Source organism: Exiguobacterium sp. SH1S21, assembly GCF_004337175.1.
Lineage (GTDB): Bacteria > Bacillota > Bacilli > Exiguobacteriales > Exiguobacteriaceae > Exiguobacterium > Exiguobacterium aurantiacum_A.
Window position 1 is genome coordinate 1 of sequence record NZ_SJUY01000004.1, and the last position, 22,208, is coordinate 22,208.

The 22,208-nt window shown below is 52.7% G+C and carries 22 protein-coding genes; 15 read left to right on the forward strand and 7 right to left on the reverse strand.

Features of this window, described 5'->3' with window-relative positions:
* Positions 1-81, forward strand: an 81-nt coding sequence (locus EVJ24_RS15580) for an IS3 family transposase (RefSeq protein ID WP_131440828.1), incomplete at its 5' end; no start/stop codon positions are given.
* Positions 82-150: 69 nt separating this feature from the next.
* On the opposite strand, the gene EVJ24_RS06855 is transcribed toward EVJ24_RS15580, so the two are convergent.
* The 6 genes from EVJ24_RS06855 to EVJ24_RS06880 all read right to left on the reverse strand — a co-directional run bounded on the left by EVJ24_RS06855 (position 151) and on the right by EVJ24_RS06880 (position 4,355).
* Entirely contained in the window at positions 151-1,149 is a 999-nt protein-coding gene (locus EVJ24_RS06855) for a pyridoxal phosphate-dependent aminotransferase (RefSeq protein ID WP_131440457.1), read from the reverse strand.
* Positions 1,146-1,904: a transporter substrate-binding domain-containing protein gene (locus tag EVJ24_RS06860; RefSeq protein ID WP_131440468.1), complete on the reverse strand. Its 759-nt coding sequence runs from the start codon at positions 1,902-1,904 to the stop codon at positions 1,146-1,148. The genes EVJ24_RS06855 and EVJ24_RS06860 overlap by 4 nt, the downstream gene beginning before the upstream one ends.
* A gap of 122 nt (positions 1,905-2,026) precedes the next feature.
* The gene (locus tag EVJ24_RS06865; protein WP_131440470.1) at positions 2,027-2,557 is read right to left on the reverse strand and encodes an AAA family ATPase; all 531 of its coding nucleotides are present in this window, start codon (positions 2,555-2,557) and stop codon (positions 2,027-2,029) included.
* A gap of 9 nt (positions 2,558-2,566) precedes the next feature.
* Positions 2,567-3,289, reverse strand: coding sequence for a nucleotidyltransferase domain-containing protein (locus EVJ24_RS06870; RefSeq protein WP_131440472.1), 723 nt, complete (start codon positions 3,287-3,289; stop codon positions 2,567-2,569).
* Positions 3,273-3,806, reverse strand: coding sequence for a DNA topology modulation protein (locus EVJ24_RS06875; protein WP_071397375.1), 534 nt, complete (start codon positions 3,804-3,806; stop codon positions 3,273-3,275). Before EVJ24_RS06875 ends, EVJ24_RS06870 begins: the two co-directional genes overlap by 17 nt.
* 54 nt (positions 3,807-3,860) lie before the next feature.
* Positions 3,861-4,355 (reverse strand): hypothetical protein, encoded by a 495-nt coding sequence (locus tag EVJ24_RS06880; protein ID WP_131440474.1) that lies wholly within the window; start codon positions 4,353-4,355, stop codon positions 3,861-3,863.
* 141 nt (positions 4,356-4,496) lie between these two features.
* On the opposite strand from EVJ24_RS06880, the gene EVJ24_RS06885 reads away from it, so the two are divergent.
* The 14 genes from EVJ24_RS06885 to nhaC all read left to right on the forward strand — a co-directional run bounded on the left by EVJ24_RS06885 (position 4,497) and on the right by nhaC (position 20,973).
* Positions 4,497-5,960, forward strand: coding sequence for a phytoene desaturase family protein (locus EVJ24_RS06885; RefSeq protein ID WP_131440476.1), 1,464 nt, complete (start codon positions 4,497-4,499; stop codon positions 5,958-5,960).
* A gap of 16 nt (positions 5,961-5,976) precedes the next feature.
* Positions 5,977-6,405, forward strand: coding sequence for a GNAT family N-acetyltransferase (locus EVJ24_RS06890; protein ID WP_131440478.1), 429 nt, complete (start codon positions 5,977-5,979; stop codon positions 6,403-6,405).
* Positions 6,406-6,507: 102 nt separating this feature from the next.
* A complete protein-coding gene (locus tag EVJ24_RS06895; RefSeq protein ID WP_070327373.1) occupies positions 6,508-6,939 on the forward strand; it encodes a RicAFT regulatory complex protein RicA family protein in 432 nt (143 codons plus the stop codon).
* Positions 6,940-6,992: 53 nt separating this feature from the next.
* The gene (gene mutS, locus EVJ24_RS06900) at positions 6,993-9,524 is read left to right on the forward strand and encodes a DNA mismatch repair protein MutS (RefSeq protein ID WP_070327372.1); all 2,532 of its coding nucleotides are present in this window, start codon (positions 6,993-6,995) and stop codon (positions 9,522-9,524) included.
* A gap of 4 nt (positions 9,525-9,528) precedes the next feature.
* Entirely contained in the window at positions 9,529-11,325 is a 1,797-nt protein-coding gene (gene mutL, locus EVJ24_RS06905) for a DNA mismatch repair endonuclease MutL (protein WP_131440480.1), read from the forward strand.
* Between the two features lie 164 nt (positions 11,326-11,489).
* Positions 11,490-12,125, forward strand: a complete 636-nt coding sequence (locus tag EVJ24_RS06910; RefSeq protein WP_131440483.1) for a 50S ribosomal protein L25/general stress protein Ctc — start codon at positions 11,490-11,492, stop codon at positions 12,123-12,125.
* 208 nt (positions 12,126-12,333) lie between these two features.
* Entirely contained in the window at positions 12,334-13,173 is an 840-nt protein-coding gene (locus EVJ24_RS06915) for a formate/nitrite transporter family protein (protein ID WP_071397388.1), read from the forward strand.
* A gap of 191 nt (positions 13,174-13,364) precedes the next feature.
* Positions 13,365-15,209, forward strand: coding sequence for an anaerobic ribonucleoside triphosphate reductase (locus EVJ24_RS06920; protein WP_131440485.1), 1,845 nt, complete (start codon positions 13,365-13,367; stop codon positions 15,207-15,209).
* Entirely contained in the window at positions 15,187-15,642 is a 456-nt protein-coding gene (nrdG, locus tag EVJ24_RS06925; RefSeq protein ID WP_131440487.1) for an anaerobic ribonucleoside-triphosphate reductase activating protein, read from the forward strand. Before EVJ24_RS06920 ends, nrdG begins: the two co-directional genes overlap by 23 nt.
* A 55-nt stretch (positions 15,643-15,697) precedes the next feature.
* Positions 15,698-16,516: a fumarylacetoacetate hydrolase family protein gene (locus EVJ24_RS06930; protein WP_131440489.1), complete on the forward strand. Its 819-nt coding sequence runs from the start codon at positions 15,698-15,700 to the stop codon at positions 16,514-16,516.
* A gap of 121 nt (positions 16,517-16,637) precedes the next feature.
* Positions 16,638-17,891, forward strand: a complete 1,254-nt coding sequence (locus EVJ24_RS06935) for a S1C family serine protease (RefSeq protein WP_131440491.1) — start codon at positions 16,638-16,640, stop codon at positions 17,889-17,891.
* A 54-nt stretch (positions 17,892-17,945) separates the two neighbouring features.
* Positions 17,946-18,290, forward strand: a complete 345-nt coding sequence (locus EVJ24_RS06940; RefSeq protein WP_201740359.1) for a DoxX family protein — start codon at positions 17,946-17,948, stop codon at positions 18,288-18,290.
* A gap of 22 nt (positions 18,291-18,312) precedes the next feature.
* Positions 18,313-19,410, forward strand: a complete 1,098-nt coding sequence (locus EVJ24_RS06945) for an amidohydrolase (RefSeq protein WP_131440493.1) — start codon at positions 18,313-18,315, stop codon at positions 19,408-19,410.
* 162 nt (positions 19,411-19,572) lie between these two features.
* Positions 19,573-20,973, forward strand: coding sequence for a Na+/H+ antiporter NhaC (gene nhaC / locus EVJ24_RS06950; RefSeq protein ID WP_442899258.1), 1,401 nt, complete (start codon positions 19,573-19,575; stop codon positions 20,971-20,973).
* A 15-nt stretch (positions 20,974-20,988) separates the two neighbouring features.
* Here the strand turns inward: nhaC and EVJ24_RS06955 are convergent, their stop codons facing one another.
* Positions 20,989-22,185, reverse strand: a complete 1,197-nt coding sequence (locus tag EVJ24_RS06955; protein ID WP_131440497.1) for an HTH domain-containing protein — start codon at positions 22,183-22,185, stop codon at positions 20,989-20,991.
* Positions 22,186-22,208 lie beyond the last annotated feature (23 nt).

Here is a 22,208-nt window from a genome sequence, read left to right on the forward strand (position 1 = left end):
ATATCGTTCTACAACCATGATCGTCTCCAGAAACGACTAAACGGCTTGAGCCCTGTCGAATACAGGGCTCAAGCCGCCTAGGCTGGTTTTCATTATTTACCCTGTCTACTTGACGGGGAGCAGTTCACAATATCCAGACGGGTCGTTTCGTCATGAGGTCGTTGCAAAAGCGGATAACGTCTGTCGAGCTAACGCAAGTGCTTGCTCGTTCCCGAGCGTGACGCGGATCCCGTCCGGTTGACGCGACGTATGGATGCCGTGCTCGGCTAAGTGGGACCAAACCGCTTCGGGTTGGTAGAGTGTGACGTATAAAAAATTCGCCTCAGCTGGCTGCACTTGACCGATCGTCCCGAGTAACTCTGACCACTTGACGCGCATGTCGTGATGCCAAGCGATTGACTCGTCCAAGTAGGTCGCATCAGCCAAAAAGACGTTGGCAATTTTCGCGCTCACACCGCTTATATTGAACGGGGGGACGAACTGCCGGAAATACTGAGCGAGTTCGGTCGTCGTGATCATAAACCCGAGACGGACGTTGGCTAAGCCGAACGCCTTTGATAGCGTCCGTAAGACGATCACGTTCGTCAGTTCATTCAAGTGCGTGACGATACTCGATGCAGGCGTGAAATCGATATACGCCTCGTCGACGATCAAATAAGGGACGAGGCCTGCCAGTTCGGCCAACTCACCGACCGTCCACAACTTACCGGTCGGGTTGTTTGGGTTCGACAACAGCAACAGCTTCGGTGCATGTTGCTGAATCGCCAAGGTGAGCGCCTCATACGATAAATCGTCCGCCTGAACATGCCGACCGTGTGCGATCGTCGTGAAGATCGGGTAGAGAGCGAAGTCAGGACTCGGTGACAAGACGACGTCTTCTGGTGACAAGAGCGCCTGCGTGACGACGTGAATCATCTCATCACTGCCACAGCCGACGAGCAACTGGTTCGATTCGACGCCAGCATAGGCCGCGTAGCGGGTGAACAGTTCATCAATCGGTTGGACCGGATACTCGTGCAGGTCATGGAACGAGATTGTTGCCAGCTGTTCATGCAACCGCTTCGGCACCGGGAACTGGCTTTCGTTTTGATTCAACCGATGTCCTTCCGGATAAGTGACGGGATAGATCGGGAGGTCGACTTGCCTCATTCCGTCGGCTCCATCGAGAACCATTTTTTAGCGAGTTTATCGATCTCGCCTGAGTCGATCATCTTGTTCAGCTCGTCATTGAACTGATCACGCAAGTCGTCTTCCAATTTGAAAGCGGCCGCCGATCCTTTTTCGCCGTCTTCTTTAAGCGCGAACGTATAAAGACCTGCGTCTTGGTCTAAGTATTTTTGAGCGACCGTGTCTTCGATGACCATTGCATCGATGCGGCCCGTGTTCAACTCTTGAACGATTTCTGGAATCTTATTCAATGAGACGAGTTCAGCGTCAGGCGCTTGGTCTTGAGCGATAGTCTCTTGAATTGAAGCGGTCTGGACGCCGATCTTCTTGCCGGCTAGCGCTTCGATCTCTTTTAGCGATTCATCTTTTGTCATGATCAAGTTCGTTGCTGATAAATAGATGTCCGAGAACGACGCATTTTCTTTCCGCTCTTCGGTCGGCGTCATGCCGGCCATGACAAAGTCGATCCGTCCGGCGTTCAAGGCTCCGAGCAAACTACCGAAGTCCATGTCCTCAATCTTTAACTCATAACCGAGACGCTCTGTGACCGTTTCAGCGATCTCGATGTCGAAACCGACGATCTCATCCCCGTTCGCCGTATCAACGAACTCATACGGGAAGTAATCGGCACTCGTTCCCATGACGAGTGTCTTTTTTTCTTCTCCCGTTGTCCCTTGGTTGCACCCCGCTAATAATGCGCTTGCGACTAGTCCCCCTGTAACGATCCACTTTTTCATGTATAAATTCCTCCTTCAAGATATGAGACTAAGTGTAATTGTATAATTATTAATTGTAAAGTATAAAAATACAGAAAAGCTAAAAAATATCATCCAGTCCGCTTTAAGCTGGATGACAAGAATCATCCGTCAATCTGCTGCAAGTAGCTGATGACGTCGGTCAAATAGGTCTCGATCGGGCGATTTGCATCGATTGTAAGCGTATGCATAAAGTCGGGTTTTTTACGGTTTGCGACAGTTCGATGAAAATCGTCCGAGGTGACGGATTCGATTTGACTAATCTTGCGTTCGCGCTCGGAAAGGCGGCGATTGATTTCATCGACGTCGTCGACGACACACTCGACGTAGCGATAAGTGGCGCCATGGTTTTCGGCGAGTGCCAATCCGCGTTCAAGCATCGCATCATACAGGCAAGGGCTGTCCAGAATGACGTTCCGGGCTAGTGACAAATTGAACGCAACAAGCGCCCAATCGATGTCATAGGCGACTTTTCCGGCCAGTGCCGGGTCAAGCGGATGATCCACCATTGCTTCGAGCAAGGCTGTCTTCGTCACGTCATGGTCGACGATGACCGCATTGAGCTGAGGCGCGATGGCACGGGCCAGCGTCGATTTGCCGGAGCCCGGAAATCCGGACATTTGTAAAAAGAACATGGTCTCACCTCACTTTTCGTTTGATTTACCACGGCTGAAACCGGCGAATAACCTGCCACCGAACGGCAACATCGCCTCGTCAACGAAGCATACGAGGTCGTCAATTTCATTGTTTCGATAATACGACTCGAGAGCAGCTACAAGTTGATGAGCCAACTCGTTGTCGTGGCGGGCGAGGGCGCGGTATGCCCATTTTGATGTACCCGTCCATTTTCCGTTCGTGCGCAAGATGAATTCGCAGATTAAATCCCCGATCGTACTGCTGATGAACAGACCTTCTTGCCGATTTTGACAGCCAATCAAGTCATCGAGCGCATCTGTCAAAAAATATCGTTTCATCTCAATCGTCTCATCAGACCACACATTTGGGCCGCGCTCGAGTAAGTCTTTAGCTTCACGTTTGATGGCTTCGATCACGCCTGTATCTTTCAATACGACGCTTTCCGCTACCATCGTCGGTAAGGACGGCATGGCGCGTTGGCGATCTTGATCGAAAAAGGCGCGGTAGGACGTCAAGTTGTGGGCGAATAGCTCGATGCGCCATCCGTATTCGATCAGCGATTCACGGTAAGACGAGACGAGCGTTTGATCGAAGACGACTATGTCTAAGTCAGACGTTTCCGTTGCTTCGCCCCGGACGATGCTTCCTGCTAACACCGCCGCCTGACAGTGGGGGAAATGCACAGTGATAAATGTTTTTGCCGCATTGATTGGCTCAAGTCTCGATGTCATCGTTTTCTCCTTGGTTAATCGACGTCAAAAAATCACGAACTTCCGCCCGTGAACGTAAGATGATGATGTTCTGATTGGCACGGCTCGATTGCAAGCGATGCAACACATCTGGGCGCTGCGATTTTGGGTAATTCCATACCCACTTCAAGAATTTCGGATCAAACCGCTCCTCACAACCAGTTCCCATGTCCGGTCTTGCCTTGCCTTTATATTTGATCATTCGTTTCAGGACGCGATATGTACAAACAATCCGTGGCAAGTCGAGATAGAGGATTGTATCGGCCGCTTCCATTCTCAAGTCGAGCGTGCCGCCGTAGTTGCCGTCGATAATCCAGGACGTTCGTTCGATTAGCTCGGTTTGGATTACAATCTGCTCTTGTCTCGTGGCAGGAACCCAATTCGGTTTCCATAATAATGCGTCCAAATGGTGGGCTTCGATGCCGAGTCGCGAGCTAATATTCCGCGCAAGCGTCGACTTTCCCGATCCACCAGAGCCGATAATTAATATTTTTTGCATATGTCCCTCCGGTGTTCACTATTCATTCAATAAATTTTGTCTGTGTCATGGTGATTATTCCGATTGAAGGATACGCCATTTCTCAATCACGCCATCTTCTTCATACATGACACGTACTTCCATCTGATTCAAGACGAGCCGTTGCTCGGAAGCGAATAAAATGATTGGATAGCCAGTCGACAGCGGCTCGTCAGCTTCGAAAACAGGACTGTGGGCCTGCATCGCATAATAGCCGTCCGAACGCGTATTGGCCGCACCGGCGTCAACTTGGATGACTGTCTCGAAACCTTGTAGACGGAGCACGTAACTGTATGTCGTCCGGGCCCCACGTTCGAGTCTCCATTCCTCGATGATTGCTTCACGTCTATCTTTCGCCTCTTCTAATAATATTTCTTGCGACGTATATTCACGCTCATACGGAATCATCTCTTGAATGTTGACGACCGTCATCGTCGCGAGTTTTTGCGATTCTTCTGACGGGGGAGTGATTAAAATACCGATAAAAATCAAGATAGGGATGAGCAAATAAATGATGACCCGACTTCGCATATGGTTTCACCTGTCCTTTATCGGTTTTTTCGCCATAATCTGTCAGAACCCTGCCTGCTGCTTAAAAAATGTTACCGAGAACATGTTCAATCGTCAAAAATATGACGACCGGATGTATGATGAAGTCAGGAGGGGATTGGGATGAAGATTGGGGTTATCGGTGGGGGAATCGCCGGGTTGACAACGGCGGCTCTCGCTAGTCGATCGGGACATGACGTAATCGTGTTTGAATCATCGCGCGAATGGGGCGGATGTGCCGGTAAGTTTGATCGCGGGGACTACCGTTTCCCGGCGGGGGCGACGCTCGGGATGGGCTTCGAACGAGGCGGACTCCATCAACGCGTGCTCGACTATTTAGACGAGGCGGTCGCAGTCGAGAAGCTAGACGAAGTGATGCATGTCCATCTGAGTGATCGAACGATCGTCTACTATCAAGCACGTCAAGCGTTTCTCGAGGAACTGAGCGCAAAGTTTCCGGAACTGCAGTCGGATATCCGGTCATTCTTTCGAGAAGTATGGACGGATTTTGATAGAATCCGACCGTTGTTCGAGCGTTTGCCGGCTTTACCGCTCCGGACGCTCGACGATGCGCTGACCGCGGTTCGCGGATTTCGGCCGAATCAAGTAGCGGCACTTGTAAAACTATATCGTCCGCTTCGCGAAACGTTAAGGCGTCATAATCTGAACGGAACAGCGTTCGAACGACTCATCGACGGAATTTTACTCGATAGTTTGCAGACGGGGGCACGCGATGCAAGTCACTTGCTCGCGACCGTCGCACTTTCGATTTACCATGAAGGGGCATTTTACGTCGAAGGTGGATTGTATACACTCGCGCACGCCTTGGAACGCTCGATTCGACATGGCGGAGGCACGACGCTGCTCGGTCGTCAAATCATGAAAATCGAGCGCGTCGCCGACGGCTGGTTATTGACCGATCGCCGGGGCCGGCTTGAGATCGTCGACGTCGTCGTTGCCGCGATCCCGCTCGAGGCGACACATCGCTTGCTGAGCGGTGCTGACGAGCGTCGATTTGCCGGGCAATATCGACGTCAGTTGAAGCAATCGCAATGGGGCACGTTCAGTCTATACGTGACGTTGCCCGAGCGCGTCTGTCTGGACCAGCCCTTATTCCAACAAGTGTATACGGACGACTTGCCGTCCGGCCATGCCTTCATCTCGATGTCGGCCGAGGACGACGTGTTACGGACGTCTCTCCCCGAACGGACCGTGACGGTCTCGACGCATATCGATTTATCAGAGTGGGACGATTGGAAAGACAGGGCCACCTATGAGAAACTAGAAGCAATATGGACCGAGCGTCTCATCTCGGCCGTGAAGCGGGCGTTTCCTGACTGGACGGGCGAATCAGCGGTCCTCCTTCCCGGGGGTCCAGGAGCGTGGGTAAAATATACGAGACGACCGCACGGTGCTGTCGGTGGCTATGCGCAAACACCGCGTCAGGCTCTGTTCCATGCCGCGAGCTATCGGACGACGCTACCGAACTTTTTCGTGTGCGGGGATACGGTGTTCCCGGGAGCGGGGACGATCGGGGCAATGACGAGCGGGTTGCACGTCGGACGTGCGCTCGGTGCAAAGCTATAATGAAGGGGACGGTGTCATGCATAAGAAAACATTTAATGAACTGACGACGAAAGAACTGTATGATCTGTTGGCGCTGCGGACCGAGGTGTTCGTCGTCGAGCAAGATTGTCCGTATCAGGAAGTCGACGGGAAAGATGTCACGGCGCATCATTACTGGATCGAAGAAGACGGTGTGATTGTCGCCGCACTCCGAGTGCTCGTCGAAGAAACGCCGATCGCTATCGGTCGCGTCGTCACGAAAGCGTCACATCGAGGCAAAGGGTACTCGCGCAGGCTAATGGAAGAAGCCGTCATTGACTTCGGGTCCGCCGAGCTCTACTTACAAGCCCAGACATACGTCGAACCGTTCTATGCGAGTTTCGGCTTTTCGCGAACGAGTGAAGAATACTTAGAAGACGACATCCCACACGTCGATATGATTCGGGAAAGAACCATATCTTCCTAAAGCAGTGCGGTACCGTTCGCCAGAAGTTCATGGTAGAATGTTGAGGAATACATGCGCACATGAAAACGTGCGATAACATTATAGCGTGCAAAGGGGTTTACGATGGTGACTGACCAACAAGTGATTGAAAAAGCGAAAGAATTAGCCGACCTTTTGGCAAAGACTCCAGAAGTGGCCCGCTTCAAAGAAGCGGAAACGAAAGTGAACGAAAGTGAACGCGTCCAAACGTTGATCAAACGGATCAAATATTTACAAAAAGAAGCGGTCAACTGCAAACATTACGGCAAGACCGAAGCGCTTGCCAAAGTCGAACTAAAAATCGACAAGGCGATGGACGAACTCGATTCGATTCCGGTCGTCCAGGCGTTCCAAGAGACACAAGTCGAAGTGAACGACCTTCTTCAATACGTGACGGTGACGCTCGCCAACTCGGTGACGGACCGAATCATCGAAGCGACGGAAGGCGACGTACTCGCAGGTAAAACAGGAAGCGGCATGGCAGCGGAGAAATCACGCGGCGGTTGCGGATACTAAAAAACAACAGCTGGCCTCTGGTCAGCTGTTCTACTTTATAGAGGTGAGACGAAATGGAAGCGATACATCAGACACCGATGATGAAGCAATATTTTTCAATCAAGGCGGATTATCCTGACGCCTTTGTATTTTACCGGCTCGGTGACTTTTACGAGCTCTTTTTTGAAGACGCCCAAATCGTGGCGAAAGAACTCGAATTGACGCTCACCGCGAAAAACGGCAAAAACGCCGAGCATCCGATCCCGATGTGTGGAGTCCCGCATCACTCGGCAGCCGTCTACATCGAGCAGTTGATCGAAAAAGGATTCAACGTCGCGATCTGTGAGCAGATGGAAGATCCGAAAGCGACAAAAGGCCTTGTGAAGCGGGAAGTCATCCAAGTCATCACGCCAGGTACTTACATGGCCGCGCTCGGAGACAAAGACAACCGTTATTTGGTCGCCGTCGCCAAAGTTGGTGAAACATACGGGGTCGCCCGTGGTGACGTGACGACAGGTGAATCTTGGCTGACGACGTTGCCGACGAAAGAAGCGGTCCTCCGTGAAGTCGAAGGATTGGTCCCGAGTGAGATATTAGTCGATGACGACCAGCTCGCGGACATGTTGCAGCCGCTCGGGATCCCGCTATCGATTCAAGTCGAACGCCGGTCGAGCGAACTGTCCGCATCGGCGAAAGACGACGCCCAAGTGAGCGCGTTTGATTTGCTGTACGCCTATTTGACACGGACGCAAAAGCGGGCGCTCGACCACTTGCAGCCGGCGATCGCCTATGAGGTCGAGGCCCACATGCAACTCGACCCGAATACGGCACGCAACTTAGAACTGTTCCGCTCGGCCCGCTCCGGAGAACGGAAAGGCTCACTCTTATCACTGCTCGACGAGACGACGACCGCCATGGGCGGACGTCTTTTAAAGCGTTGGCTCGAGCAACCGCTCTATACAGAGCAAGCGATCCATGAGCGTCAAGACGCGGTCGAGAACTTACTTGACGATTTCATGCTGCGCGACCAACTCCGGGACGAATTGAAACACGTCTATGATATCGAGCGGCTCGTCGCGAAAGTCGGCTACGGGACGGCGAACGCGCGCGATCTCGTACAATTGCGCGACACACTAGCACGCATCCCGGCTTTGAGCGTGATGCTCGAAGCGGTCGCATCAAGCCGGTTGCATCATATCCATGAAGACTTGGACACGTTCGAAGACTTGGCGGCGCTCCTTGAAGCGGCGCTCGTCGAATCTCCACCGATCTCGACGAAAGAAGGCGGAATGATTCGTAAAGGCTATTCTGAAGAGCTTGATCAGTTGCTTGAAGCGAAAGCGAACGGGAAGTCGTGGATCGCGAACCTGGAGCAACAAGAGCGGATCGCGACCGGGATCAAGTCATTAAAGATCGGCTACAACCGTGTCTTCGGGTATTATCTCGAAGTGACGAAAGCGAACGCCCGTTTACTCGAAGAAGGTCGGTACGAGCGGAAACAGACGCTCACGAACGCCGAACGCTACGTCACGCCCGAGCTGAAAGAGAAAGAAGCGCTCATCCTCGGTGCGGAAGAGAAGAGCTGCACGCTCGAGTATGACTTGTTCGTCACATTGCGAGACCGAGTCAAACTTGAGACGAAACGGTTGCAGCAGCTCGCACGGTCGCTCAGTGAACTTGACGTCCTGCTCGCTTTGGCGATCGTCGCCGAAAAGCGGGACTACGTGCGTCCGACAGCGTCCGCAAACGTTCAAATCGATCGCGGCCGGCACCCGGTCATCGAGACGGTTCTGCCACGCGGTGACTATGTCGCCAACGACTTGACGCTTGACGACTCGCGTCAGATGCTGTTGATCACCGGACCGAACATGTCCGGTAAATCGACGTACATGCGCCAGTTCGCGTTGATCGCGATCATGCACCAAATCGGATCGTTCGTCCCGGCCGAGGCGGCCGAACTGCCGCTGTTTGACCGCATCTTCACTCGCATCGGGGCAGCGGACGACCTCGTGAGCGGTCAGTCCACGTTTATGGTCGAAATGACCGAGACACGCCAGGCCGTGACCGAGGCGACGGCGAACAGCTTGATTTTGCTTGATGAGATCGGGCGCGGGACGTCGACGTATGATGGGATGGCGCTCGCGCAAGCGATCGTCGAATATATCGCCTCCTCAATCGGCGCGAAGACACTGTTCTCGACGCATTATCATGAGCTGACCGTCCTCGAAACGACGATCCCGACGCTCGAGAACGTCCACGTCCGCGCCATCGAACGCGACGGACGCGTCGTCTTCTTGCATGAAGTTCATCCAGGCAAGGCCGACAAGTCTTACGGCATCCACGTCGCGGAACTGGCCGACTTGCCACAATCGCTCATCGAACGAGCGCGGACGATCTTAACAGAGCTCGAACAAGAGAAAGAGCGGGTCGCTGCCCCGACTGACCCGATAACGAAGAAGTCGAGCGATGAAACCGCTCAGCTCTCTTTGTTCGAGACAAAAGATGAGTTAAAACAACAATTGCTCGAGCTCGATCTTTTAGCGATGAACCCGATCGAGGCGATGCAAGCGCTCTATGCGCTCCAACAGTCTGCGAAGAAAGGGTGAGTCGATGGGAATCATTCAAGAGTTGCCAGAACAGTTAGCCAACCGGATTGCGGCCGGGGAAGTTGTCGAGCGACCGGCATCGGTCGTGAAAGAACTCGTCGAAAATGCGATTGATGCAGGCGCGACGAAAGTGGAAGTCGAGCTAGAAGAGGCCGGGATCCGGCTCATCAAAGTGCGGGATAACGGCCACGGCTTTTACGAGGATGATGCGGCCCGTGCTTTTTTAAGACATGCGACGAGCAAGATACGAGACGAACATGATTTGTTCCGGATCCGGACGCTCGGATTCCGGGGCGAGGCGCTCGCCTCGATCGCATCGGTCAGTCACGTCACGTTAAAGTCGCGCCGGGCTGATGAGGCCGGCTTTGAGATGACGCTACATGGCGGCGTCGTGATCGAGCAAACACCGACTGCTGCGAACGTCGGGACAGAGATCACGGTCAGTCAATTGTTCTATAATACGCCAGCCCGTTTGAAATACTTGAAAACATCTGCGACCGAGCTCGCGAGCATCACCGACACGTTGAACCGGATTGCCTTGTCACACCCGGAAGTTCGATTGACGGCTTTCCATGAAGACAAGGAGCTGCTCCGAACGAACGGGAACGGGGACATCAAGCAAGTCATGCTCGCAATCTACGGTCGGCAAGTCGCTTCCCAAATCGTGACGGCGTCGAGTAAGACGAATGACTACAGCTTGAGTGCTCACCTCGTGCGGCCCGAAGTGACGCGTTCAAATAAACAGTATGTGACTTTGATCTTGAACGGTCGGAGCATCAAAAATTTCGCGCTCACGCAAAGCGTTCTCGAAGGCTATCATACGCTTCTGCCGATCGGTCGTTACCCGATCGCTGTGCTCGAAGTGAACATGGACCCGATGCTGATTGATGTCAACGTTCATCCGACGAAGCGGGAAGTGAGACTGTCAAAAGAGAAGGAACTCTGTCAACTGATCCGGGAGACGGTTCAGCTGACACTTCGGGAGCAACGGTTGATCCCGTCGGTCAAACCAAGACAGCCGTCCGTTCCGACAGAGCAATCGAAGCTTGATTTCACCGTTGAACGCTCAGACACAACAGTTGAGCCGAGCGCATGGAACTATCCGATCCCACGCGAGCCGGTCACATCTCCGAGTCGCTGGTCGCCGACACCACTCGTTCAAGAGACACCGGTCGAAACAGTGCTGCCAGAAGAACCGGTGGTTGAAAAGGCGGAACGCCGGCTGCCGGCGCTCGACGTTATCGGCCAACTCCATGCGAGTTACATCGTCTGCGGCGCGGACGATGGCATGTACATCATCGACCAACACGCCGCCCAAGAACGCATCAAGTACGAACTGTTTTATGATCAACTCGGCCAGCCTGAAAAAGAGTATCAGTTGTTGCTGTTGCCGCTCACGCTCGAGTTCACCCAACAAGAGACGCTTGCGATTGAAGAAGTCGCCCCACTTCTTAAAGAAGCGGGCCTCGATTTAGAGGCGTTCGGAGGCAATACGTTTCTTGTCCGGGAAATCCCGACATGGTATCCGCAGCACGATCTCGAAGGGACAGTCCGTGATTTAATCGAGATGGCGATTCGGGACCGATCAATCGATATCGCTAAATATCGCGAAGAGGCGTCGATCCTGATGGCGTGCAAACGATCGATCAAAGCGAACCATCCCTTAAACCTCGAGATGATGCGACAGTTGATCCGCGACCTTGGCGAGACGACGTCTCCGTATACGTGTCCACACGGACGTCCGATTTTAGTGAAGTGGAGTACGTATGAACTCGAGAAGTTGTTCAAACGTGTCATGTGACAAACGTTGTAATCTTATTTTAACCGGCTGTAACGTTTATGGATGCTTAGCTATGGGAACAATATACACATGTCGTCAAACGCATCGAGGTTGAGAGGTGGAGTTCACACTGCCTCACCCTCAAGGTGTAGACATGATTCATAAACCAGTAGGGGGAAATGATTATGACAGACACGCTTAAAGTAACGACACGAGAATTACGACCACGTTCGGTTCGAACAAACTTACGTAAAGAAGGAAAAGTACTTGGTGTCGTTTACGGCTACAAAGTCGAAAGCACACCAGTCGCGTTTGAAGAAATGGCATTGCGCAAGATTCTCCGTGAACACGGTGACAACGCCTTGATCGAACTTAACATCGACGGCAAGAAAGTAAATACACTCGTTCACGGGACGGAAGTTGATCCGTTCACGAGCACATACAAGCACGTCGAGTTCATGGCAGTCAAAATGGATGAGGCAACTGAAGTTGAAGCAGACGTCACACTCGTCGGCGACGCGAAAGGTGTCAAAGAAGGCGGCTTCTTGTCGCAAGCACTCTATAAAGTCACTGTTTCGGCAACGCCTGCTAACATCCCAGAGCGGATTGAGCTCGACGTTAGCGAGCTAGGGATCGGTGACTCACTCACAGTTGCTGATATTCCGGAGAATAAAGATTACGAAATCTTATCTGAAGGCGATCTTCAAATCGCATCAGTGAACGAGCCGGTAGCAGTCGAAGAAGAGGAAACTGAAGGTGAAGAAGCTTCAGCTCCAGAAAAATCGACTGATGAGACGACAGATTCTTCTGAGAAAGCATAATTGGTTTCATGCGGCCCTTTACGAAGGGTCGCTTTTTTTAGTCACAAATCCGACAAATGTAACCGATTACGATGTGAAAAGTGTGTCAACAGTTCGAATGGGCAGTTGCAAAAATGTCGCTCCGGGCTTATATTGTTAATGATTTCACATGTTTGTTCTTATTATATGGTTCATTTAAACAGAAAGAAGGGTTTGTGACATGGCATCAATGGAAATCCATGCACTCGAATCATTACGGAAGAAAGCACAGGCTTCCTCAGCGATGATTCACTATCGGCCGATGGAATATTTTTTACGGGCAATGCTCGCGGGGATTTTTATCGGGTTCGCATCAATCTTCACATTAAAAGTCGTCAACGGCATGTATCTTGTAGATTCACCATTTACGACGCTCATCGGGGGATTCTCGTTCGGGATCGCGCTCGTCATGATCATCTACGGAGGCGCTGAACTATTTACCGGGAATACGATGTATTTTACGACTTCAACGATGCGTGGCTACACGACGCTGAGTGATACGATGCTCGTCTGGTTGCTTTGCTTCGTCGGGAACGCGCTCGGCGGCATTCTTTTCGCCTTGTTGCTCGCGCCGACTGGAGTCATTCAAGAGCTCGGCATGAACAACTGGTTATTTGCCGTCGTCGAGAGCAAGATGCATCATACGACAGTCGAAATCTTTTTTAGAGCCATCTTCTGTAACTGGATGGTCTGTCTCGCTATCTTCTTGCCGAAACAGATGAAAAATGAATTTGCCCAAATCTTCTCGATGATCTTCCTAGTGGCCGTCTTCTTCGCTTCAGGGTTTGATCACGTCATCGCCAACTTCGTCTTGTTCGCACTCACACTCGTTGTTCCGCATCCAGAAGCAATCAGCTTTGCTGGAGCCATCCACAACTTGATTCCGGCTACGTTCGGAAACATTATCGGAGGCGCGTTATTCATGGGCGCGATCTATACATGGTTGAACGCTAAAGGATTGCGTGAAGCACAAGAGTCTGAGGAAGAAGAAGTCGAACTGAAAATCGTCAAGCCAGCCAAAGAAGTATGACATACATCACGAAACGCACAGTCGAGCCCACGTCAGGGATTCGGCTGTTTTTTTACGTTCGGGATCGGTTGCAACTGTCACAATATCGACGTGCCTCAAATCGATAAAACGTGACATAATCTATATATAGAATTTTTATCGGTTATCAGCCGTTTAATAATCAATATATAGCGAGGTGATGCGGAGTGAACATGCTCCAGCTTTATAATGATGTCTGTGTGCTACCAGATCAAGATTTGATCCAAGAGAACGCCAACGTCGACGGGAAGTCGCCACTCGGCAAACTAGCGCGCTTATCTTCAGAAGTGTCAAAACAATTATCGACCACGTACCTACTGTCGGAACGGTCACGTCTAGCTATCCGTGATAACTACTTATATGTGCATGACGCCGATTACTATGTGACCGGATCGACGACGTGTTGTCAAATCCCGCTCGGAGAGTTACTCGCGAACGGGTTCCACACAGGACACGGGACGATTCGTCCCCCGCAGGATATTCGTTCGGCGATGGCGCTCGCCTCGATCATTCTTCAAGCGAATCAGAACATGCAACACGGGGGACAGGCGTTCCCGATGTTTGACGTCGATCTCGCTCCTTACGTCGAGAAGACGTATGAACGTCAACTCGAGCGGCTGAACGGACTACCGATTGAGCTGACGGCGGAGCAACAACAGCAGATTGCTGAAGCAGAAACCGTATCGGCGACGTACCAGGCGTGCGAGGCGTTCATCCATAACGCCAACTCGATGCACTCGCGCGGCGGCGGTCAAGTTCCGTTCGTGTCGATCAACTACGGCACCGACACGAGTCGGTGGGGACGGGTGTTTATCCGCGAGTTGTTAAAAGCGACAGAGCGAGGATTAGGCAACGGGGAGACGCCGATTTTCCCGATTCAAATCTTCAAAGTAAAGGAAGGAGTCAACTTCAATGACGGGGACCCGAACGTCGATTTGTTCCGCCACGCATGCCGCGTGACGGGCAAGCGGTTGTTCCCGAACTTCTCGTTCGTCGATGCGCCGTTCAACCTTCAGTACTATGACGGGACACCTGCTTCAGAAGTTGCCTACATGGGCTGCCGGACACGAGTGATGGGAAACCGTCATGGGGCAGAGACGTCGATCGGAAGAGGTAATTTATCGTTCTCGACGTTGAATTTAGTGAAAATGGCACTCGTGTCATCCGATGTCGAGTCGTTTTATAAGACGTTGGATGAATTCGTTGACATCGCCATTGAGCAATTGCTTGAACGTTTCGACTATCAATGCAAGCGACATGCGGACGAATTCCGCTTTCTTTATGCGCAGCACGTCTGGCGGGGTAGCGAGACGCTTTTGCCTGAATCGGAATTACGAGACGTGTTAAAACAAGGAACGTTATCGGTCGGCTTTATCGGTCTCGCCGAAGCACTCCGCGTTCTCGTCGGCGGGACGCACGCCGAATCGAGGGAAGCCGAACGTCTCGGGCTTGATATCGTGACTCATCTCGCGGAAAGGATGAGACAGGCGGCGGATAACTATGATTTAAACTTTTCGCTATTGGCGACGCCAGCCGAAGGATTGTCCGGGAAGTTCGTGTTAAACGATCAACAGGAGTTCGGAATAATCGCCGGTGTGACCGACCGCGCCTTTTATACGAATTCGTTCCACGTCCCGGTTTATCAACACGTCTCAATCCGGGACAAGATTCGAATCGAGGCGCCATACCACGCCTTATGTGATGCCGGACATATTACGTACGTCGAGGTCGACGGATCGCTTGCCCATAACCCGGAAGCGGTCGAATCGATTGTACGTCTCATGCGGACGCATGACATCGGCTATGGCTCGATCAATCATCCGGTCGATCGTTGCGGGAGTTGCGGTCTAGAAGGGATCATCGACGAGTCGTGTCCGACGTGTGGGGAACGAGACCAGATCGAGCGGATCCGTCGTATCACCGGTTATTTGGTCGGGACGATGGATCGATGGAATTCGGCGAAACGAGAAGAAGAACGAGCGAGGGTGAAACATCATGCGCGTCCTATCCGTACTTGAAGAATCGGTCGTCGATGGTCCGGGCATTCGAACCGTGATTTTTACAGCAGGCTGTCCGCATCGTTGCCCGGGCTGTCACAACCCTGAATCGTGGAATCCGCGAGGCGGTCGTGACATCTCGATCGAAGAGTTGTTAGACCGTGTCGAGACGGCCGCATGGGAAGGCGTGACGATATCGGGCGGTGAACCGTTCCTGCAACCGGCTGAGCTGTCAGAAGTCGTGCGCGGTTGCAAGACACTCGGGAAGAACGTCTGGATCTATACTGGCTACACGTTCGAGGCGCTACAACAGCTAGAAAATGAGGACATCGATACCGTCCTTGACCACGCCGACGTGCTCGTCGACGGGCGTTTCGAACAGCCGCTCATGGACCGCTCGCTCCGTTTCAGGGGGTCGAGCAACCAGCGAATCATTTTTCTGAATAAAGTGTGATCGGGGCGACAACGCTCCGATTTTTTGTATACTAACAAAAAAGGGGGAAATCATTATGAAATGGTGTAGCTATGAAGTCGAAGGGGAGATAAGAGTCGGGGTGGTCGAAGCGGACCAAGTATATGACGTCAGTGATCAACTACATACGAACTCATTGTTAGAAGTGATTGCTCGCGAATTTAAACCGGATATCGATCTAGACGTCGCAAGCGTACGACCGCTCGAAGACGTCAAATTGCTCGCGCCATACCGGCCGCTAAAAAATGTCATCTGCATCGGTAAAAACTACGAGGAGCACGTGAAAGAGATGGATACGGCGGGAGCCGGTAAGCTCGTCATCTTCACGAAAGCGCCGACTTCGGTCGTCGGTCCTGACGCTATCGTCGAGCGTCATGCAGCGCTTACCGACCAACTTGACTATGAGGGCGAGCTCGCCGTCATCATCGGAAAGTCAGGACGCGACATTCAAGACGTCGAGGACCACATTTTTGGGTATACCATCATTAACGATATTACGGCACGAGACGTGCAAAAACAGCACGTCCAGTTTTTCCGCGGCAAGTCGTTCGATACGTTCTGTCCGTTCGGACCATTTATCGTCACGCCGGAAGAACTCGAATTTCCACTGTCAATCCGCACAGACGTGAACGGGGAAAACCGTCAGCTCGGAACGACGGATGACATGATCCGTCCGATCGATGAACTGATTCGGACTCTCTCAACAGGGATGACGCTCGAAGCGGGTGACATTATCGCGACCGGGACGCCAGCCGGGGTCGGCCATGGCATGAAGCCGCCCGTCTATCTTCAGTCCGGAGACCGGGTCGAAGTGACGATCTCTGGGATCGGCACGTTACGGAACGACATCGTCTGACGAAATTGACGCAAATTGTGAAGAATCTTGTAATCGTTCCGTCAATTCCATGAAACGGTGCCGGCTTCTATTATACTTAGGGTAGAAGTTAGAGGAAACATCATTGAGGAGATGACATGTTATGGAACGAAACGATCAACAGAATGAACAAAATCGGCATGAAGATTGGTTAGATACAGAGCTCGGTTCGTCAAAGCGGACGCCTGAACCTCCGCAAGCGGAACAAGTCACTCGGCCCTCTTTCATGAGCCGCATGTTCCCAGGGTTCATCGGCGGTGTCGCCGGGGCGTTGTTGACCGGTGCGATTGCATTACCGTTCATCGATCAAGCGCCTGACGTCACGTCGAATACGAATGTGACGTCAGACGGGACACCTGTCCAAACCTCATCGAACATCAAAGACACATCGGTCACCAATGCGGTCGCGGTGGCACAACCGGCAGTCGTGACCGTTAACAACTTCGCGGCGAGCGGATTCTCGGACGAAGCGGTCGAAGCGGGTGTCGGATCAGGGGTCATCTATAAAAAAGAAAATGGGTCGGCTTACATCGTCACGAACCATCACGTCGTCAATGGCGCCGAACGTCTGACCGTCACGTTCAACGACGGTTCAACTGCTGAGGCGAAGCTCATGGGAAGCGATGCGACGTACGATTTGGCCGTGCTCGAAGTCGACGCGGACAACGTATCGTCTGTGATTAAGATCGGGAAATCGAGCGAATTGAAACCGGGGCAGACGGTCATCGCTATCGGTAACCCGCTCGGACAGTTTGAGAACTCGGTCACACGCGGGATCGTCTCTTCGACGTCACGTCTCGTACCGGTCGATACGGACGAGAACGGACAAGCCGACTTCAATGCCGAAGTCATCCAAACGGATGCGGCCATCAACCCCGGTAACTCTGGTGGGGCGTTGATCAATGAATCCGGTCAGTTGATCGGCATCAACTCGATGAAAATCGCGACCGATTCTGTCGAAGGGGTCGGCTTCTCGATTCCCGTCGACATCGCGTTGCCACTCATCAATCAAATTGAGCAGACCGGCGAAGTGAACCATCCGTCGCTCGGTGTCTCATTGCGTGACGTTAATGAGTTCCCGCCTGGTTATTTGACTGAACAGATCAACCTACCGGAGTCGGTGACGGTCGGGACGATTATCGTCGACGTGCAGGCGAACAGTTCGGCGGCGGCAGCGGGCCTTGAGGCTCGTGACGTCATCGTCAAAATCAACGATCAACCCGTGTCCTCGTTCATCGATTTGCGGAGCGAATTGATTCGTGACACGGACGGCGTCGTCACGATCGAGTACGTCCGGGACGGCAAGACCGAAACGGTCGATGTCGAGATTCAAAATGCGAACGGAGACGCGTTGTAAAGATGGGCACTATGCCCATCTTTTTTGTTATGCTTAGAAAAAGGAGGGGATAACGTGATTCGTAAGTTATACGGTGTGTTATTTTTAGGGGCCGGCATCATGCATTTCGTTCAAGAGCGCGCCTTCATGTCGATTATTCCGAAATCATGGCCGTTCAAGCGCTTCATGGTACAGGCTAGCGGTGTGATTGAAGTCGTCTATGGAGTGTTGTTGCTCATGAACAAAGGGACCGGCTTCGTCAAGAAGACGTTGCCAGCTTTTTTGATCGCCGTGTTCCCAGCAAACATCAATATGGCACTCAAACCGTCTCGGATCGGTGGCAAGACGTTACCCAAATGGGTGACATGGGGTCGACTGCCGATGCAATGGGTATTGATCAAAGGTGTCAAGAAACTGTGACTACATAACGGGGGAATCAATCATGACTACGAACGTACTGAGCTGGTTCGAGCATTTTCATGCTCATCCGGAAGTGAGTTGGAAAGAAAAAAAGACGACGAAGACGATTGCGGACATCTTGGCGTCATGGAACGTGCGTCACGAGACGTTTGACGACGTCACGGGTGTCATCGCTGAAATCGGCACCGGTGCCGACGTTATCGCCGTCCGAGCCGATATCGATGCCTTATGGCAACAAGTCGAAGGAGAGTTCCGGGCCAACCATTCGTGCGGCCACGACGCCAACATAAGCATGGTGCTCGGCGCGCTCGAGCTGTTAAAGGACGAGGCGCTCTCGAAACGGATCCGCTTTATCTTCCAACCGGCGGAAGAACAAGGTAACGGCTCGCTCGCGATGATCAATAAAGAGGCACTTGACGATGTCAGCCACTTATACGGCATTCATTTGCGCCCGCTCGAAGAGCTGAAGCGCGGCCAATACGCCGCTGCGATTCAACACGGCGCCGCTTTGTTCTTGAAAGGACGGATCATCGGGGACGATGCCCACGGTGCGAGGCCACACCAAGGTCAGAATGCGCTCGACGTCGTCTTCACGATCCAACAGATGTTGAAAAGCATCTATCTGTCGCCGTTTGAGCCGCATTCAATCAAGCTGACCGGTGTCCAGGCAGGAAGTGAAAACATGAACATCATTCCAGGCAACGCCACGTTCTCGATTGACGTGCGGGCCCAGCAAAATAAAGAATTGCTCGAGCTTCGTGACCGTCTCGAGGCGATGTTGCATCAAATTAGCGTGCTGCATGGCATCGAAATCGAGTCGGAATGGCAAGACTTCACGCCGGGTGCCGAGATTGGAGAACGCTCGAGCCGGATCGCAGCGGAAGCAATCATCGCACTCCATGGCGAGGACGCGCTCGTCAATCGCATCGTGACGTCGGGAAGTGACGATTTTCATTTTTACACGGTCGAGAAACCGGGACTCGATGCCACGATGATTGGGATCGGGGCAAATTTGACGCCGGGACTGCATCATCCGCAGATGACGTTCGACCGCGACGTCTTGCCTGAAGGGGCGGCTTTGCTCGCCGAGACGTTAAGACGAGCGGTTGCAACACGATAAAGTGAAACGAAATGGACGGGGCGTGAGCTTGCCGTCCATTTTTTTATTGCTAACTCTTGATGTAAGCGTTATCATATTCTCATTAGCGACAATATAACGACAATTCTGAATTTTCGCTAACGGGGAGGAATTTACATGGAACTGCAGGGGAACAGGCAAGACATGAAGCTTGGTTGGGCGTTGTTGCCGCTATTTGTCATGATTGGGGTCATGCTCGTCGCCATCGTCAAACTCGAGCAAGGGCCACACATCCCGCTCATCGTCGGGACGGCGACCGCTTCGCTTGTCGCGTGGCGTCACGGCTACAAATGGAAAGACATCGAGGAGATGATGTACAAGGGGATACGGCTCGCCTTGCCGGCGGTCGTCATCATCATTTTGGTCGGTTTGACGATTGGCGCCTGGATCGGGGGAGGCGTCGTCGCCACGATGATTTATTTCGGGTTGAAGATCATCTCGCCAGCCTACTTCCTCGTGACGATCTGTCTCATCTGTGCGGTCGTTGCTTTGTCGATCGGCAGTTCGTGGTCGACAATGGGGACGATCGGTGTCGCCGGGATGGGCATTGGGCTCAGCATGGGGATTCCGGCGCCGATGGTCGCAGGTGCCGTCATCTCGGGCGCCTACTTTGGCGATAAGATGTCGCCGCTGTCGGATACGACGAACCTTGCGGCCGGTTTGACGCATACGAACTTGTTCGTCCACATCCGTCATATGCTTTATACGACGATTCCGGGACTCATCATCGCGCTCGGCGTCTATTGGTGGCTCGGGACGCGTTTCAATGATACGGCGACGAATCCTTCAGACATCGTGCAGACGCTCGGCATTTTGGAAGACAGTTTCGTCATCTCGCCTTGGTTGCTACTGATTCCGCTCGCGGTCATCGTGCTCGTCACGAAAAAAGTACCGGCCATCCCGGCACTCGTCGTCGGGATCGCGCTCGGCTTTCTGGCCCAAGTCGTCATTCAAGGCGGATCGCTCTCGGATAGCGTCGGTGCGCTTCAAAGCGGCTATGTGATCGACACCGGCAATGAGCTCGTCGATAACTTATTCAGTCGGGGTGGGCTCGACGCGATGATGTATACCGTCTCGATGACGATCGTCGCGATGACGTTCGGGGGGATTTTGGAGTATTCGGGGATGCTGCAATCAATCATGAACCAGATCGTCAAACTAGCGAAGACGGCCGGCTCGATGATCGCGTCGACGATTCTTGCCGGGATTGCGACGAACGCGACGTGTTCCGAGCAATACATATCGATCGTCGTACCGGCACGCATGTTTGCCGGGGCCTATGAGAAGATGGGGCTCCACTCGAAGAACTTGTCCCGGGCGCTCGAGGACGGCGGCACGCTGACGTCGGTGTTCATCCCGTGGAACACGTGCGGGGTGTTCATTCTCGGGACGCTCGGTGTCGGGGCGTTCGAGTACGCGCCGTACGCCGTCCTCAACTTCATCGTCCCGGTCATCTCGATCATCTATGCGTTCACTGGGTTCACGATCGAACGGATCACGGTATTGCAAGCAGAAGCCCAAGTCGAAGATCAAGCGGCATTATAAAAATTTCCCGGCCCTCTAGGCCGGGAAATTGAATTTATAGACGGCGCGGGGGCGGCCTTGGGCGTAGCTCATTTCTTCACCGATGACACGGACCAGCTGTGCGTCGTGTAGTTTTTTGATGAGCCGTTCGGTCGTCCGGCGCGAGACGTTCAAGTAGTCGGTCAGCTCTTTGGCGGTGAACTCGAGTTTGCGTTTCGAGAACCGGATGATCTTGCCGGCGTTGGCCGGGCTGATGCCGACTTGTTTGACGATATCAAACGCAACTTCCTCGGTCACACGGTAAGAAGTCACGTCGTCGCGTTTTGGGAAAGACAATCGCTTCGAGTCGTCAACGATGCGGACTCGTTCGTCGGTGGCAGCAGACAAAGCGATTTGTGCATGTTCGTAAGCTTGTTGGTATTGGGTGCCGTAGCCGATCCCGATTGAATAGTCAAAAGACGCGGGGGCGAGTGTGTTTTCTTCGAGGGCGTTGATCGTCTCGCCTTTCGTCGTCAATAGAGCGGTCGAGGGACCATCTGTCGTTTCGAGATGTCCGCCGATATAGTGAACCGTAGCCAAATGGTCGCGGATCACCTCGGAATCGGTATCGTATAAAATGATTGAAAATTGAGCGTTGTCCGCCAATAGTTGACGAACACGTTGAATCAGTTGCTCGAGGTGGTACCGGATCGTACTCGGAGGCTCGATCATGAGCTGACTCTCGTAGCCTTGCTCCTGCAATTGGCGGTGGACACGCTCGATGCTCGTCAAGGCCAAGTTCGTTTGAGCGGGTTGTAAGCTCGCGTGAAACGCGAATACGTCTTGAAAGTCGACGCCAGGATGAATCTTCATTAAATGAGGTGGGGTCGTCACTTCGGGGAGAGACGATAAAATCGCCGCCAATCGTTTCGGCTCAATTACATCGATCGACACGTGTTCGAGAGAGACGGCACGAGTGAGCGCCGCCGACAAGAGCGTCGTCAACAGTACGGTCTCGTCTTGGACGACGTGGTGCGCCATATTCGTACTGAGATAAGGTAGCGCGTACGAATAAGGGAACGATCCCGAGAAAAAGACGCCGTCGAACGAACCGAGCTGTTTGGCGATCGTGGCCGCCTCGTGCGGATGTTGATACGTATAGTAGGCGAAGCGAACATCTTCATAATCGGGGGCGAGCGCCGTGATGGTAGCGACGAAGTCGGCTGAACCGACGATTGCTAAATGAAGCGACATGCGAAAACTCCTCCTTGCAATTT